Annotated in this window: 9 protein-coding genes; 1 reads left to right on the forward strand and 8 read right to left on the reverse strand. The window is 62.7% G+C overall.

Annotation, left to right across the window (positions count from 1 at the left end):
• Window positions 1-106: 106 nt before the first annotated feature.
• From pbpC to FIV35_RS02525, 8 genes are all read right to left on the reverse strand, one after another.
• Complete coding sequence (gene pbpC, locus FIV35_RS02490) at window positions 107-2,404, reverse strand: penicillin-binding protein 1C (protein ID WP_034139889.1); 2,298 nt, start codon at window positions 2,402-2,404, stop codon at window positions 107-109.
• A complete protein-coding gene (locus tag FIV35_RS02495; protein ID WP_034139888.1) occupies window positions 2,385-8,201 on the reverse strand; it encodes an alpha-2-macroglobulin in 5,817 nt (1,938 codons plus the stop codon). Before FIV35_RS02495 ends, pbpC begins: the two co-directional genes overlap by 20 nt.
• A gap of 112 nt (window positions 8,202-8,313) precedes the next feature.
• Window positions 8,314-9,246: a phosphatidate cytidylyltransferase gene (locus FIV35_RS02500; protein WP_034101582.1), complete on the reverse strand. Its 933-nt coding sequence runs from the start codon at window positions 9,244-9,246 to the stop codon at window positions 8,314-8,316.
• 1 nt (window position 9,247) lies between these two features.
• A complete protein-coding gene (locus tag FIV35_RS02505) occupies window positions 9,248-9,868 on the reverse strand; it encodes a lysophospholipid acyltransferase family protein (RefSeq protein ID WP_034101581.1) in 621 nt (206 codons plus the stop codon).
• 9 nt (window positions 9,869-9,877) lie between these two features.
• Complete coding sequence (locus FIV35_RS02510) at window positions 9,878-10,321, reverse strand: hypothetical protein (RefSeq protein ID WP_034139887.1); 444 nt, start codon at window positions 10,319-10,321, stop codon at window positions 9,878-9,880.
• The gene (locus FIV35_RS02515) at window positions 10,311-11,609 is read right to left on the reverse strand and encodes a phosphatase PAP2/dual specificity phosphatase family protein (protein ID WP_034139886.1); all 1,299 of its coding nucleotides are present in this window, start codon (window positions 11,607-11,609) and stop codon (window positions 10,311-10,313) included. The genes FIV35_RS02510 and FIV35_RS02515 overlap by 11 nt, the downstream gene beginning before the upstream one ends.
• A gap of 2 nt (window positions 11,610-11,611) precedes the next feature.
• Window positions 11,612-13,366, reverse strand: coding sequence for a bifunctional alpha/beta hydrolase/class I SAM-dependent methyltransferase (locus tag FIV35_RS02520; RefSeq protein WP_083377929.1), 1,755 nt, complete (start codon window positions 13,364-13,366; stop codon window positions 11,612-11,614).
• Window positions 13,367-13,377: 11 nt separating this feature from the next.
• Window positions 13,378-14,001: a CDP-alcohol phosphatidyltransferase family protein gene (locus tag FIV35_RS02525; protein ID WP_034139884.1), complete on the reverse strand. Its 624-nt coding sequence runs from the start codon at window positions 13,999-14,001 to the stop codon at window positions 13,378-13,380.
• Between the two features lie 269 nt (window positions 14,002-14,270).
• Here FIV35_RS02525 and hflK point away from each other — a divergent pair, with 269 nt between their 5' ends.
• Entirely contained in the window at window positions 14,271-16,196 is a 1,926-nt protein-coding gene (gene hflK / locus FIV35_RS02530) for a protease modulator HflK (protein ID WP_034139883.1), read from the forward strand.
• Window positions 16,197-16,201 lie beyond the last annotated feature (5 nt).

Raw genomic sequence — 16,201 nt, forward strand, 5'->3', positions numbered from 1 at the left:
TTGCCTTTACCCCGAATCATCCTACAGACCCCGATTTACGGGAGGGGCTGTGTCAAACTATGTTGTTGATAACCACGCCCGTTCGGGTCTCCACTGCCAACCCTCCCTAAGGCACAAACTCCACCCGCAACCCCCGACTCGCACTGCGCCCCTGATCGTCGCTGACCCGCAACCGATACTCCCCCGACTTTCCCGGTCGCCAATTCAGCGTGGCCTGTGGTGGGCCCTGGCCGATCAACGTTTGGTCAGCAAACCAGTACAGGGTCACCGCGTCGCTGGCCGCGTTCGCGTTCAGCGGAATGCTTTCCTGGGGCTGGGACAGGCGCAGTTGGTAGCTCACTTGGGTCAACGGCGAACGAATCTGCGGCGCTTCGCTCTGGTCGCTGATGCGGTTGGGCTGGCAGTTCTTCATCACGTTGGGCGGTGTGCGGCGCGGCAGGCCGGCGGCGCGGTACAGGCGTTGTACGTCGCTGGGCCAGAATTCGAAGACTTCCTCGCGGGTGTATTGCGCCTCGAACGGTGGGCACGCCGCTTTGCCGGTGCGGGTGTCGATAAGTACCGGGCGGTGCAGGTTGGACACGCGAATCGGTGAGACGCCAGGGATGTACCAGGTCTTGCGGGTTTGCGGGCACCAGCGGTTGGGCAGTTCGCCGGAGGCGGCGCAGACGTCGATGCGCACCAGCCCGGCGGGCGGTTTGTCGGGTTTGATCACCACGTTGGGCAAGGCCAGGGGCAAGGCGTCGGCGATACGGAAGAACAGCGGCGCGGCGGTCTTGGCGCCGATAAACGCCGGGTTCGGGCGCCCGTCGAAGTTACCTACCCACACCACCAACACATACGGACCCACCAGGCCGGCGCTCCACGCATCATGAAAGCCCCAGGACGTGCCGGTTTTCCATGCGGTGCGCCAATGGCGAGCGGGCAGGCCATCCGGACGCGGGTTGCGGCGCAGCATGTCGCGCACCATGAAGGCGGCCTGAGGGGTGAGCAATTGCACGCCTGTGGATGGCGGCTGTTCCTGCACATAGCGCAACGGTCGCAGATGCCCGTCACCCGCTAGCATCACGTACAGCCTCGCCAACTCTTCCGGAGTCATTTCGCCGCCGCCAAGGGCGAGGGCCAGGCCGTAATGGCTCTCATCGCGCAGGCCTTTGATGCCGGCGCGTTGCAGCAAACCATACAACGACGGCGACTTGACCTGGCTGGCCAGCCACACCGCTGGGATATTGCGACTACGGATCAAAGCATCCCGCGCCGTCAGCGGGCCGACAAAGCTGCCGTCGAAATTTTCCGGCTGGAAGTAGCCGAAGTTACTGGGCAAATCCTTGAGGATACTCATGGGATGGATAATCCCTTGGTCCAGCGCCAGCCCGTATAGAAACGGCTTGAGCGTCGACCCCGGCGAGCGTCGCGACAACACGCCATTGACCTGGCCATGGATGCCTGTGGATAAGTAATCCGCCGAGCCCACCAGCGCCTTGACGCTCTGGTCGCGGCTGTCGATCAGGATGGCCGTGGCGTTTTCCACGCCGGTGCTGCGGCGCTCGGCAATAAAGCCGCTGATCAGACGTTCCAGCAATTGCTGGAGCGGCAGGTTGAGGGTGCTGTTGATTTGCGTGCCGGTCTCGGAGGCCAGCAGCTGTTCGCTCAGGTGCGGCGCCAGAAACGGGATCTGCTGGCGATTGCGCGCCTCCAGCGGCAGGTCGAGCAGACTGTCGTTGCGCGGGTCTTGTGGATAAGTCTCGCGCCAGTCGGCCATCAAGCGCAGCCGTGCGTTTTGCAGCGACGGCCCGAAGCGCGCACGCCGCCCCGGTTGCTGCGGAATCACCGCCAGCGCCAGCGCTTCGGACAGCGATAACTGCGCTGCCGATTTACCGAAGTAGATACGACTGGCCGCCTCGGCCCCCTCGATATTGCCGCCCATGGGCGCCAGGTTGAGGTAGGCCTCAAGGATGTCGTGCTTGCTGTAGCGCGCCTCCAGCCACAGCGCCAAGGCCATCTGCTGCAACTTGCCCGGTACCTGGCGAGTGTTCAGGTCCCACAGGCGCCGCGCCAGTTGCATGCTCAGGGTCGACCCACCCTGGCGTTGGCCGCCGCTGTAGGTAGCAAGGGCCGCGCGCAGCAATGCCGGGGGATTGATCCCCGGATGCCAGTAGAAGTTGCGATCCTCCTTGAGCAATAAGGCTTCGATCAATGAAGGCGATATCCGCTCCAGCGGTAGCCATAGACGGTATTGGCCGTCATCCGCCAAGGTCATGCGCAATAGCGAACCGTCGTCGGCCAGCACCACCCGCGATGAGGTAGCGGCCTGTTCCAGCGGGGCATGGGGCCACAGGCGCAGCCCCGCCGCCACCACCGCCGCTGCGAGCAGCGGCGTCAGGCGCTTAAGGCTTGGTAATTTCAAGCTGGCCTACTTTGCCGCGCCCTTGAAGGGTGGTTTCGTACATGCCTTCGGCGTAGGCCGGTGGGGTATTGAAGGTCCCCGCGTTGGTGGCGCGCACGCGGTACACGAAGGTGCCTGCGTCACGCAGGGCAGTGCCGTACAGCACCACTCGATCATCGCGTACGTCCACATAGTCCGGCTGCCAATTACTCAGCTCGGTTTCGCCGATGGGGGCTTGCCACGTGTCCGCCTCTTGGCTGTCTTCACTGGTTTCCACGTACTCGGCGTCGTCACCTTCGCCTTCACTTTCCTCAGTGCTCGCCGCTTCCGGCTCCGGCGGCAAGTTATACACAGGCTCGACGCCGCCAGGCAGCAGATCGACCACCGCCACTTGCTGCACTTTGTCACGGTCAGTGGCACGCAGACGCAGGCGCACCAAGAATTCATCGCCCACGGCCACCTTGCTTACGGGCTCGCCCTTGAGGTCGAGGTACTCGTGGATGATTTCCAGGCCATTGTTGATCGGCTTGAGCTTGGCACCCTTGTCGAAACCGGCTTCGCTGAGCATGTAAAACGCCGCCGGGCCGTCGGACTTCTCCATCACCAGCTTCTTCGTGGTCGCCGGCACGGCAGCGCGCGGCGGCTGGCCGGCCATCTCCAACAGCTGTTGCTGCTTGTCGCTCAACCAGGCGCTGGCCTTGAGGGTCATGTCGCTTTGCGCCCGCTGGCCGTAGTTGTCCAGGGCGCGCAGCAGCAGGGCCGCCGACAGCGAGTTGTAGCGCTGTTCGTTGAGGCGCTTGCCGAGTTTATCCAGCAACGCTGTCGGTACGTCGTCCAGCATTTGCGGGAAGTGACGGGCCAGCAGGTGCAGGTGCTCAGCATCGTGTATCAGCGGGTCGTAATACAGGCCGTCGCTGTCCCACTTATCCACAAGGGCGCGCCATGGGATCTTGCGAAACAAGGCGTCGGCCTGCCGATCCTGCTTGAGCAGCTTGTAGCTGGCGGCCAAGTAAGCTGCGCCCAGGTCGTTCTGCCAGGTGTCCTTGAAGTAGCTTTCGTAACGTTCGCGGATATCGCTCAAGGCGCCGCTGACCAGAATCCCCTGACGGCTCAACAGGTAACTGGCGTAAGCGCGATTGCGCAATTCCGACAGGCCTTCGCTAGGACCATTGGCCAGGTCTGTCAGATAAGCATTCGAGCGAACCAACAGGTCTTCCGGTACCGGCAGCCCGCGCTCCTTGGCTTCGATCAGGAAGTCGGTGGCGTATAGGCTGGCGTACGGCGCCACGTCGGGGTTGGCAGCCCACAAACCGAAGCCACCGGCCTGGTTCTGGCGCTGGCGCAGCATGCGTACCGCACTGCCGAAGGCTTGCTCGGCCTCTGGTGCCGTGCCGCCCCAGATCAACGCCGGCATGGCCTTGGACACCAATTGCTCGGTGCACGCGTAGCCGTAGTCATCCAAGTAATGCTTGAGGCCGTTGGCCCATACCAGCGGCGAAGCAGCCACGCCCAGTTGCACGTCGCGCAGTTGGCCGAACAGTTCGCGGGTCGGTTTCAGTTCTTTGCTAGCGGTGTCGAAGCGACCCAGGCTCAGGGCCACGCGATGCTCGCTCAGAGGACGGATCGACGTGGTTTCGGCCACTTGAATACGTTTGCCGTCCGGCAGCACCGCGACAAAGCGCAGGTCTGCCGAACCCAGGGTTTCGCCGACCTTGATCTTGAATTCGGCGGTGCCTTCCTTGCGCGGTTGCAAGGACAACGTGCTGCCCTTGTCACCCTGTACCACCAGACCGGTGCTGGTTTGCAGTTCAAACTTCACGTCCGCCGCGGCATCGAGGTTGCTGAACACCCCGGCGCTGACATTGAACACGTCACCCGGCGCCACGAAGGCGGGTACGTTTGGCGTGATCACGATGGGGCCGCGCACTTCGGTGTTGGCTTCGCTGACGCCAACGCTGTCGCTGTCTACCGCCACCGCAAACAGGTGCAACTTGCCGTTGAAGCTGTCCGGCACCTGGTAGTGCAGCACGGTTTCACCGGCCGGCAAATCCACCAGGCCGGACCACCAGGCCACTGGTGGCTGGTGTTTGCGCTTGAACGGGTTGAGATGATTGGCCAGGGCGCCTTCCGTATCGCCACCGGGCGCCGCCCCACTGAGCAGGCGGCTGAATTCCGGCAGGATCAGGTCAAGGATCTGACTGGTGCCGACCTCCAACGCGCGCTTCTGGAAGAAGAACCCCAGCGGGTCCGGCGTCTGATAGCGCGCCACCTGCAAGATGCCTTCGTCCACCGCGTACACCACTGCACGGCCCGGCCGATCGGTACTGACTTTGATGTCCAATGTCTGCCCCGGCTCGATCTTCGCCGGGCCTTCCACTTTCAACGCCATGCGCCGTGCATCCAGGTTGATGCTGAACGGCACCACCCCGTAGGACAACGGGCTCATGTACACCTCCGGCGAGCCCATATCGCGTACGAACTGCACGTTAACGTAGGCATTGCCCTCAAGGCCCGCAGGTACGCGGATATGTTGCACGCTGGTGGTGCTGTCGGCCTTGAACCACTGCTGGGTGTAGACCTTGTCGCGTTCGATGGTGATCAGACCCGCCCCGGTGTACGGCGCCCGCAGGCTGATGGCGATCTCGTCACCGGTGGCATAGCTGCGTTTATCCAAGCGCAATTGCAGTTCGGCGTTGCGCTCCAGAGAGCGTGAGGTATTACCATGGCCAGCGACGCTATAGTCGATCTGGTTGAGCAGGTTGCCGTTGGCGTCCTTGACTTGCAGGGTGAAGTCGCCCGGTGTCGCGGTGTTCAACGTCTGTGTGGCGCCGTCCTTGGTCATCGCCAGCGGTGAGGCCGGCTGGCTGATGTTCTTGATGCGCGACTCGTACTTGTAGGTACCGTTGGATTGTTTCACCAGCACCGAGACATAGCGGTGCTCGACCACTTCGCTGGTCAGGCCATCCACCGCCAGCGGCGTGAGGTCCGGCGCCACGGCCAGCCATTGCACCTGGCGCGGCGCATCCTTGGCGACGTACGACAGCGAATCCTGACTTTTCACACCCACCAGGTAGGGCGCGGACGACACCAGCAAGGCACTCTGCGCTGCCACATTGCGACCGCCCTCGGCTTCATACACCTGGGTCATCACTTGCAGGCGGTAAGTGCTGTTGGCGAAACGTTGCAGGTTGAGGTCGAGCACGGCTTGGCCGTTGTCGTCGAGTGTGCTTTCGGCGAGGTCTTCGGTGCTTGCGTCCTCCAAGGAGTCGTTAAGACGGAAGCGGTAATCGGGGTAGCGATCAAAGGCCGCGAGCGTCGGGCTCAGGGACATTTTGCCGGTGACGCGACGGTCCGCCGCCGGTGCGCCGAACAGGTGCATGGCAGTGACCTTGGCCACCACTTGGTCCGGCGCAATCCAACCCGCCACCGGGGTGTCGTGCAGGCTCAGGCTGACTTTCATGCGGTCCGGTTCGAAGTCACGCACCTTGAAGTTGACGCTGCCCAGGTCGGTGCGCGTCTGTTTCTGGCCGATCAGCTGCAGCGTCGCGGTGTAATCCCCGGCGGGGGCGACTTCGCTGCTGGGGAAATCAAAACTCTCAAAACCGCTGGCGGACAGCTTCAGCGGCTGGCGGATCACTTCCAGGCCGCGTGGATCGGTGATTTGCAGTTCCACCGGCAAGCCTTGCAGGGCGCCTTTCCAGTTACCACTGCGCACGATCATGCCCAGGTGCGCGGTTTCGCCGGGCCGGTACAGGCCGCGGTCGGTGAACAGGTAAGCGCTGAGGCGATCGATCGCACCGTCTTCTTCCAAACCGCCTACATCAAAACGCGATAAATCCAGTTGTTGGGACTGACGGGCAATGGGCAGGAAGGACTGGTCATTGCCGCGAGTGACCACATACATCAGCGGCGTTTTCTCACGGCGCAGTTCATCGAGCTTGGCGAAATGCGCGTGGCCTTCGGCATCCGAATGGCCACTGGCGACCGGCAGGCCGTTGCGACCGATGATGTCGACCTGCGCATCGGCCACCGGAGAACCGCTGCCGATGGATTGTACATACACATCGTGGCTGCCATCGCTGGAACGTTTGGCGATGATGCCCAGGTCGGTCACCACGATAAACCGCAGGTCGCGGGTGCCGCTGCGGTCATAGTCGAAGGTGCGTTCGGCCTGTTCATCCTGGGGGCTGAGCTTAAGTACAAAAATACCGCGCCGGCCGCCGTTGGCGGTGAGGTAGTGGCTCAGGTCCACATTGTCGTAGACGGTTTTGGCCGGGTCATTGGACGACAGGGGAATGTCCAGAGCCTGACGCTCGACCATGCGATCGAAGTACTCATTACCAAAATTAGGGCGGGCGAAGCTGCCGCTGCTCTGGTCCACCAGGTGCTGCAGTTGATTAGGCAGCAGGCGCGCAATTTCCACATGGGCGCCGGGCACGCCACGGGCCATGAAGCCCAAGCGCTTTTCGCCGTTGAGGCTGAGCAACGCGCCGTCGGACAGAAACTGCAACGTGCGCGGATACGCCGGCATGCTTACCAAGGACGCCGTGGGATTTTTCGCCAAGTAGCCGCCGATAGCTTCCAAATTGGCGGGTACGCGCACATAAAGGGCCCGGCCGGCCGGGGCCTTGAACTTGAACGCGTGCAGGGTGTTCAGCGGTTCCACGCTGGGCACGTGGGTGAGGCTGACTTTGGTGCTGCGGGCGAGCAGGGCATCGTCAATGTCGACGGTGGTGTAGGGACGGGTGTCGTCCTCGGCTTTTTCTGGCAACAGCCAGGCCTGTACCTTACCGGCGATGGTGTCATCGGCTACGGCGCTGGAACTGCTGAACATCAGCACCGGCTCCGGCTCGCCGCGCGCATTGTCCACAAAGCTCACTTCGGCACCGGTAAACGTCAGGCGATAACGCCCGGGCACGGTCACTTCCGCTATCAGCGGTGCAGTGCTGGCGTTGCCACCGTCGCGGGCCTTGATGCCTTCATCCAACTTGGCACTGACGGGCGTGCTTTCCAGCGGCGTGGCCAGTGCGGCGGAGCGCACGTAGGCGTTGAGTTTGTGCTCGTCGAAGGTGATTTCCGGGCGATTGGGCAGCTGCGCATCACGGTACGCCAGGCCGTTGCCGAGGATGACCGACACGCGCTTACGTAGGCTGTCTTCATCTACCGGGTGGGAAAAATGGAAGGTCGCCACCAGCTGTTTTAGCGTCGGGTTGGACGGGTCTTGATACAACTCGTTTTGCGCCAGGGTGGCGCGGAAGGGCTGGGTGGAAAACTGGCTGCTGTATTGGCTGAGCAATACGCCATCGGCCAGCAGGTTTTTCTTAGCCAGGTCCAGGGTGTAACCCGCATCCACAGGCCAGTCTTTCTCCGGTACGAACAACAAGGTGCGGTCATCGGCCCAGCGCCAGGTGCCGGCCACGGCAGGTTTGAGGCTGATGCCTTCGCTCACCGGTTTGCCGATGGCCGCCAATGGGGCCACCGATTCGGCAAAACGCACCTGCAAGTTATCCACAACGGGGGATGGCTGTGTGTAGTCGGTCAGATTGGGTTTGTGCAGCGAATAGCCCACGGTGTGCGGCTGCGGCAGGTTGGAATACCACTGCCAACCATAAAAGCCCATGGCCGCCAGCAGCATCAGGCCCAAAATCCCGGCACCGGCTTGGCGTGGATAAGCACGCGCCTTGCGGCCCAGATTCGCCAGGCCATGGCCAATAGCACGCAGCCAGCGCGGCGGATGCCACTGGCCAAACACGGCCCCCACCAGTGTCAGAAACACACCCACAACACGGCGGCTGATGGCTTTAAGCGAATCGAACATGGTGAGCATCCCTGGCTGAGTGCGGCGTATCTTACACGGGTCTTTGTAACAAAAAGTGGGAGGGTTTTACCCCTCCCACTTTTTGATCATTAGCTGTTTAAGTGCGGTGATGTCAGGTCCACCAGTAGCGCACCAGATGAAAGAAAATCGGCGCAGCAAAACACACCGAATCCAGCCGATCCAACATGCCGCCATGACCTTCGATCATATGCCCCCAGTCCTTCACCCCCCGGTCGCGCTTGATCGCCGACATCACAATCCCGCCGGCGAAGCCGAGCAGATTGATCAGCAAGGCGATCAGGAATGACTGCCACGGGTTGAACGGCGTGGTCCACCACAACGCCGCGCCGATCAAGGAGGACAGCAGAATGCCGCCGACGAAGCCTTCCACGGTTTTGGACGGCGACAGGTTGGGCGCGATCTTACGTTTGCCGAATAACTTGCCGCACACGTACTGCAGCACGTCCGACAGTTGCACCACGATCACCAGGTAGGCGATCAGCAGCAGGTTGCGGCCTTCGTAGCCGGGAATGTCGAGGGTCAATAGCGCCGGCACGAACGACACGCAGAACACCGCGATCATCAGCCCCCACTGCACTTTCGACGCGCGCTCCAGAAAGTGCGTACTGTCGCCGCCGAGGGACGCGAGGATCGGCAGCAGCAGGAACACGTACACCGGGATAAAGATCGAGAACAAGCCGTACCAGTCCGAGTAAATCAGCAGGTATTGCAGCGGCAGCGCCAGGTAGAACGCGGCCACCAGCGCGGGGTAGTCGCTGCGTCGGGTGGGCGTGAGGGTCAGGAATTCGCGCAGGGCATAGAACGACACGGCGTAGAACAACAGGATCACCGCGCCGGTGCCGAGCCAGAAGGCAATGCCGATCACCACCACCATCACCCACCAGGCATTGATGCGTGCGTTGAGGTTGTCGATCACCGCGTTTGGCGTGCCACGGGTGCGCAGTTTGAGGATCAGCCCGATCAACGACGCCAGCACCAGGATCGCGCCGATCCCGCCGAACAACATCAGGGTTTGGCTAGGCATATCAGAAATGCTCCGGGGCGAGGGCGAGCAAGGCATCGCGGGTACGGGCGAGGAACGTGGCTTTGTCTTCGCCGTCCTCCAGGTGCAGCGGTGCGCCGAAGCTGGTGGTACACAGCAGCGGCAGCGGCAGAACTCGGCCCTTGGGCATGACCCGGTTGAGGTTGGCTATCCACACCGGCACCAGTTCGGCCTGTGGGTAACTTTTTGCCAGGTGGTACAGGCCGCTTTTGAATGGCAGCAGTCCGTCTTCCAGATTGCGCGTGCCTTCGGGAAAAATGATCAGTGAATCGCCGCCCTCAAGGGCATCGAGCATCGGCTGCAAGGGGTTATCCACAGGCTCTTTGCGCTCCCGATCAATCAGCACGCCATTGAATACGCGGTTGATGATGTAGCGACGCAGGGCGCTCTTGTTCCAGTAGTCGCTACCGGCCACGGGGCGCGTGAATGCGCGCAGATTTTGCGGCAGCGAGGCCCACAGCAGCACAAAGTCGCCGTGGCTGCTGTGGTTGGCGAAGTAGATACGTTGCACCGGCACCGGCGCGCAACCCAGCCACAGGCTGCGGGCGCCGGTGACGGTGCGGGCCATGGAGGTAATCAGCGTGGCAACCACAGGTTCGAACATGGGAATTCCTTATCCGGCAAAAGGCAGCCAAGGGCTGGCGAGGATCACGGCCAGGGTCAGCAGGGCTTGCGCGCCTAGCAACCAGGCTTGTTTGCGCAGCAGTTTGAGGGCACCGCGCCGGCGCTCGGCCCAAGGCCGGCCGGCGCGCTTGGCCGATTGCAGGCCCAGGCTTTGCAGCGCTTGGTCGAGGTCGGCGGTGCGTTCGGTGTCGCGGGCCAGCAACGCAAACAGGTCCGCATCGAAGGCCACGCGCAGCGCCCAATACTTTTGCAGCAACCCAAGAATAATCATCCACAGGCTGATCAACAGGCAGATCGGCGACACGCTGGCCATCAGCAACTGAGCGAGGCCGAACAATACACCGACCAGCGTAAGGCCTGTGGATAACTGATCCAGCGAGCGGCCACGGCGCAGCAGGCTGGCGACGATCTGGAGTTCCATATCAGCGGGCATGGGGCAAACCCTCCAGGGCTAAACGGTGAGCAGGATGCAGGACCACTTCGGCCCGCGCTGTACGAATCATAGCCAGCGCCTCATCCACCGTTGCGGCGCGCCCGCTGTTTAGCAACCAGGCGGCGACGGCGGTGGCGCTGCGCGAATAACCCAGGGCGCAGCACACCAGCAATGGGCCGTCGTCGTGCAAACGCTCGATGGCCTGGGCCGCTTGCAGGCATTCGGCGGGTGTGGGCGTGGTCAGGTCCAACACCGGAATGCACTGATAGGCACGACCCTGTGGATGAATCGGTAACTCTGCGCATAGATCGACGATGGCGTTGAAGGAAGTTTGCTCGCCAATTGTGGGAATTCGCCCGAGCCAGACGTTATCCACAATCAGATCCGGCTGGGGATGTTTGCGTGTCCACAGCCGCGAATTTATCCACGCCCCGGCCAGGTAAGGTGCGTACAGCCAGCGAGCGGCTGGCGTCAGTCGACCATCGCTGCGTTTTTGAAAACCGGCAGCGCCCAGCGCGCAATAGTTCGTACTGACCAACGCCAGCGACACCGACGGCCACAGCAGCCATAACCAGCCGCCGCCAAACGCCAAGGCCAGTATTGCCAGGGCCATGGCCATCAGCCCGTAGCACAACCCCAGTCGCCAGCGCTTAGGGTCGCGGGCCAGGTGGGCATTCAGCAGCGGGCTCGGGTGCTCCACCGGCCATAACCACACGCACAGCCAGCCGGCAAGGGCGCCTGTGGGTAAGTCGATAAAGTGGTGTTGATAAGTAGTCAGTACCGAAATACCGATCAAGGCGAACCAGCCATGCACCACCCAGCGCCACACGCCTTGAGCGTGCCGCTGGTACATCACCCACAGAATCACCAGCAGCGCGATATGCAGCGAGGGCGCCTGGTTGAAGGGTTTGTCGAAGCCCGCCAGTACGGCAAACAACCAGCCGAATACGCCATCCAGTTCGGGCCGCTCGAAAGTGAAGCGCAGCGGCCAGATCAAAAAGCAACTGACAGCGATGACCTGGGCGGACAGCAAACGCAGGGCGTGTTGTTTCAACTCATGGCGGCTGTTGGGCAGCAGCAGGGAGAAGCCATACAGCAGGTCAATGGACCAGTAGGGCACGATGGTCCAGGCCCAAAAGGGCATATGGCTTTCCCAATCGAACACCAGTGTGCCGACATCGCTGCGCTGGCTGGTGACCCAGGTGGCAAAGCCGTAGGTGCTGAAAAACAGCGGTGCCAACAGTAGCAGCCACAGAACGGCAGGCTTTAACAGGCCGGGTTCGCGCATGATCAGATCTTCTGGGCCAGGGACACTGTGAAAATGCCCCACTCATCCACGCGCTGGGTAATCTTGCGGAAACCGGCGGCCTCCACCAGTTGGTCCATTTCCGCCTGGCTGCGCCGACGCATGACCCAGGCTTGACCCTGGCGATGGCTGGTCAGCGCACGGGCGATCAGCTCCAGCTGCGGGTGCCATGGCTGGCCGGTGTAGACCAGATAACCGCCAGGCTCCACCGCCTCGGCCAAGCCGGCCAGCGAGCCGCCGACCATGGCGTTATCGGCGAACAATTCGTACAGCCCGGACACCACGGCCAGGGTCGGCTTGGGGTCCAGCGCCGCCAGATCCTGGCGGTCAAACGCGTCGCCTTTGACGAACTGCGCGATATCCCCCAGGCCCTTTTCGCGGATCAGCGCGCCACCGTCGCGCACGTTGATGTCGCTGTAGTCGCGCAGCAGGATTGATTCCGGCAGCGGCGTCACCCCTTGCAACGCCTCTAGGATGTAACGGCCATGGCCGGCGGCGATGTCGACGATGCGCACCGCGCGCTGTTCATCGCGCAACTTGGCCATGGCCAGGCGCAGCAGTTCTTCGACGTTCAACTTGCGTTGGCGAATGCCGCGCCAGCCGATGGAGTTGAGGTAATTGGTGTCGATCATCCGCCCCAGGGCGCCTTTGCCGGTGGGGGTGTTGCGGTATACGTAATCCAGGGTGCTGCCCGAGTCGAAACCGGTGTCGAAGCCCAGCTTGACCCCTTCGGACAGGTTCTTGCCCAGGCCCATGCTGGCGCGGGTCATGCGCCAGTACAGGTCACGCAGGGAGTTGCGCGGCAGCGGTGCGGCGAGGGCTTCGGACTCGGCGCAGGTGGCGCCCAGTTTGTCGGCATCCAGCAGCGAAGCGCGGTCCAGCGGTTGGGTGAAGTTCTGCAGAATAAACCGCCGTGCGCTGCTCACCGCCACCGCGCGGTCGCGTTCGCCGAGGGTGTCGTGAAAGAAACCGGGGAGGATATGCAGTTCTTTTTTCAGGCTGCCGAGGCGGTCGAAAAACTGCTGCTGGGGTTTGCGGTGCACCACGAAGTCGGCGCCGGACACCAGCAACTGAGTTGGCACCTGGATCGCCTGGGCGTCGGCTACTACCCGGTCGGCAGCTTCGTACAGGCCCAGCAGTACGTTGACCGAAATCGCCTTGGTGATCAGCGGGTCGCTGTCGTAGGACGCCACGCGCTCCGGGTCGTGGCTGAGGAACTTGGCCTTCACATAGCTGTTGACGAAAAAGTTGCCGCGAAACTTGCGCATCAAGGCCAGGCCCGGCCGCGCGAACGGCACATACAGCTTGACCTTGAACGCCGGGGAGGCGAGCACCAGCGCGCGGATTTTCGGCGCGTAATCATGTACCCAGGTGGCAGCGATCACCGCGCCGACACTTTGGGCGACCACGGCGAAGTTGTCTTGCTCAATGCCGTAGGTGACGCCGATATGGTCGCAAAAGGTCTGCACATCGCGAGCACTGGTAGCAAAACTGGGGCTGTCGCCGCGTTCGCCGGGTGACTGACCATGGCCACGGGCGTCCCAGGCGAAGAAGTCGAACTGAGGCAGGTCGAGTTCGTCGACCAAATGCGCGATACGCCCCGAATGCTCATGGCCGCGATGGAACAACACGATTGCCTTACGCGGCTCGCCGCCCGCTGGGGCGGTGGCCGGCCAGTGCCGATAGAAAAGCTCGACGCCATCATGGGTACTGAAGGTGTGCTCTTGCTGTTCGCGCATCGCAGAATCCTTTATGCAGAAGGGGAGGTGGTTTGAGCTTCTTTAATGCCTTGGCGCACACGGTTGACCAAGGTGTAGGCCAGCAGCGCGGCGACCAGCCACATCACCGTGTCGACCCAACCGGCCCCCAACCAGCCGAGCGCCACACCGGTGGCCAACACGCCCAGCACAAAGGCCCGGTCGCTTTTGCCCATCGGCCCGTCGTAGCGGCGCGATGCACCGACCATCGGGCCCAGCACGCCGGCGTATTCGCTGAACACCGCCAGCAACGCCACCAGCAACACCGGCGCCAGGCTGACGCCGGGGATCAGCGCAAACGGCAGGATCAGCGCGCTGTCGGCGATCACGTCGCACAGTTCATTGAGGTATGCACCCAGGCGCGACTGCTGGCCGAATTCCCGCGCGAGCATGCCGTCGATGGCATTGAGCGCCATGCGCAGGATCATCCACAGCGGGATCAGCGCAAACAGCCACAAGTGTTGGGCAAAGCCGGCGATCAACAGGCCGACCAGCAGTGAAATAACACCGGCCAGCACGGTGATCTGGTTGGCGGTGGTGCCGTTGTCGTAGAGGCGCTGCACGAGGGGACGCAGCAGGTTTTGAAACCGCGGTTTGAGCTGATAGATCGAAATCATGGGAGGTGACGCTTCCTTGTCCGTGAGCCCGCTGGAGTGTGCCGATTATTCCGGGCCTGCACCAGTGATAGCGCGTGTTTATGGGGGTTTAATCACGCTCTTGACTGACACTCAACGGTGGGAGGGGGCTTGCCTCCGATAGCTGCCTGGCAGTCGATGCATGTGTAGGCTGACCCAACCTCATCGGGGGCAAGCCCCTCCCAAAGCGAACAAAAATTTCACGCTCTGTGTTATATCGTAACGAATTGTGTACGAGCAGGCGTGTTGGGATGCAAGTGGATCTAGAAGCTGACGGCGCCTCGGTGGAGGGCCTGCCGCGTTTTCAGCAGGGGCTGTTCCATGCCCGTCGATTGCGCCAGGCCGGTATCAGCCTGACGGTGCTGGCGGTGACCGGCTGGGTACTGGCGTTGTTTGTCGCGCTGTTTGCGCCGCTGTCGATCTGGCCGGTGGTGTTGATCAATTGCGCTTCGGCGTTGCTGGTGCTGGTGGCTGGGTTGCAATCGGCATGGTGGGTGGCGGATTGGCGCGCGCAGGCGCTGGAGCCGACGACGGCTGAGCCCAGCGCCTCCTCCGAGGCGTCCGACGGCTGGTCGGCGCGGCTGTTCGAGCGCTTCGGTAGCGGGCTACTGGCGCAGGTCGGTACTCCGGTGTTGTGGCTGTGCGGTTGGTCGCTGCTGGCGCTGATCAGCGTGGTGGAGTTCTGGAACCTGACGTTGCCGGCCGCCCAGGTCGGCCAATCCGCCAGTATCGGCGCCGCGCTGGCCTTGGCCCTGGCGTTTGGCGTGCTGGTGTTCGAGCGTCGGTTGGCCCAGGAAACCTCCGCGCAATGGCCGGAAGCCGCGCAGCTGGCGCAGTTGTGCCGGGTGGCGATCGGTTGCCTGGTGATCAGTGCGGTTTGCCTGCTATTTGCCAGTGAGGCATCGGTGTGGCCACTGCGTCTGGCGACCCTTATTGGGTTGTTGCCGGCGCTGGTGGCGCTGGAGTTTTTGCTCAGGGCCGTGCTGTCGCTGTTCAGCCCGCGCCAGCCACGGCTGGAACCGCGCCTGCTGGCGCAGAGCTTTATCGCCGATCTGCTGCGTTGGCCGCCGCGCCCGTTGCTGGCGCTGCAGCACGAATTGCACAACCGCTTCGGCATCGATCTGCGCCAGATCTGGGCATTTACCTACATGCGCCGAGCGTTTTTACCGGTGTTGCTGGTGGTGCTGGCGATTGGTTGGGCGTTGACCGGTGTGCATGAAGTCCCGCTGCAAGGCCGTGGGATTTATGAGCGCTTCGGTAAACCGGTCGAGGTGTTCGGCCCTGGGCTGCACGCCGGATTGCCCTGGCCATTAGGGCGTGTGTTGCCAGTGGAAAACGGCGTGGTGCATGAGCTGGCGACCAGCGCCAGCGACGCCGCCGCCCCGGCACTGGCGCCCGCCGAAGGGCCGCCGCCGCTGATTGCCAATCGTCTTTGGGACGCCAGCCATGTGAACGACAAATCCCAGGTCATCGCCAGCCGTCGGGGCGACACCCAGGGCTTTCAGATCGTCAATATGGACGTGCGTTTCGTCTACCGCATCGGCCTCAGCGACCAGGCTGCGCTCGCCGCTATCTATAACAGCGCGGATGTGCCGACGCTGATCCGCAGCACCGCCAGCCGCATCCTCGTGCATGAGTTTGCCTCGCGCACCCTTGATGAATTGCTCGGTGAGCAGCGCACCCGCCTGGCGGATGAAATCGGCCGCGCCGTGCAAGCAGATTTGCAGCGTCTGAACAGCGGGGTGGAAATCCTTGCCACGGTGGTGGAAGCCATCCACCCGCCGGCCGGCGCCGCCAACGCCTACCACGCCGTACAGGCCGCGCAGATCGGAGCCCAGGCCCTGATTGCCCGCGAACGTGGCGCCGCCAGCGAGCAGACCAACCAGGCCCAACTGCAAGCCAGCACCGCCCGTGACCAGGCCCAGGCCAGCGCTCGTGAAGTGAATGCCGCCGCACAGGCTGCGGACCTGCGTTTCACGGCCGAACAAAAGGCCTATGCCACGGCGGGCCGGGCGTTTGTGCTGGAGCAGTATTTCAGCCAGCTCAGCCAGGGCCTGGCCCACGCCAAGTTGCTCATTCTGGATCACCGTCTGGGCGCCGATGGCGCGCCGACCATCGATCTGCGTTCTTTCACTTTGCCGGCCGACCCCATGGCGCCGCGTAAAGCCGTGCAATAAGGAGT

Origin of the sequence: Pseudomonas rhodesiae, assembly GCF_007858255.1 — a bacterium.
GTDB classification, from domain to species: domain Bacteria; phylum Pseudomonadota; class Gammaproteobacteria; order Pseudomonadales; family Pseudomonadaceae; genus Aquipseudomonas; species Aquipseudomonas rhodesiae.

Bases quoted from the DNA above. Each gene is read 5' to 3' on its own strand.
- FIV35_RS02510 (WP_034139887.1), bottom strand. From the start codon at position 10,321: ATGCCCGCTGATATGGAACTCCAGATCGTCGCCAGCCTGCTGCGCCGT.
- FIV35_RS02495 (WP_034139888.1), bottom strand. From the start codon at position 8,201: ATGTTCGATTCGCTTAAAGCCATCAGCCGCCGTGTTGTGGGTGTGTTT.
- FIV35_RS02515 (WP_034139886.1), bottom strand. From the start codon at position 11,609: ATGCGCGAACCCGGCCTGTTAAAGCCTGCCGTTCTGTGGCTGCTACTG.
- FIV35_RS02525 (WP_034139884.1), bottom strand. From the start codon at position 14,001: ATGATTTCGATCTATCAGCTCAAACCGCGGTTTCAAAACCTGCTGCGT.
- FIV35_RS02500 (WP_034101582.1), bottom strand. From the start codon at position 9,246: ATGCCTAGCCAAACCCTGATGTTGTTCGGCGGGATCGGCGCGATCCTG.
- FIV35_RS02520 (WP_083377929.1), bottom strand. From the start codon at position 13,366: ATGCGCGAACAGCAAGAGCACACCTTCAGTACCCATGATGGCGTCGAG.
- FIV35_RS02505 (WP_034101581.1), bottom strand. From the start codon at position 9,868: ATGTTCGAACCTGTGGTTGCCACGCTGATTACCTCCATGGCCCGCACC.
- hflK (WP_034139883.1), top strand. From the start codon at position 14,271: ATGCAAGTGGATCTAGAAGCTGACGGCGCCTCGGTGGAGGGCCTGCCG.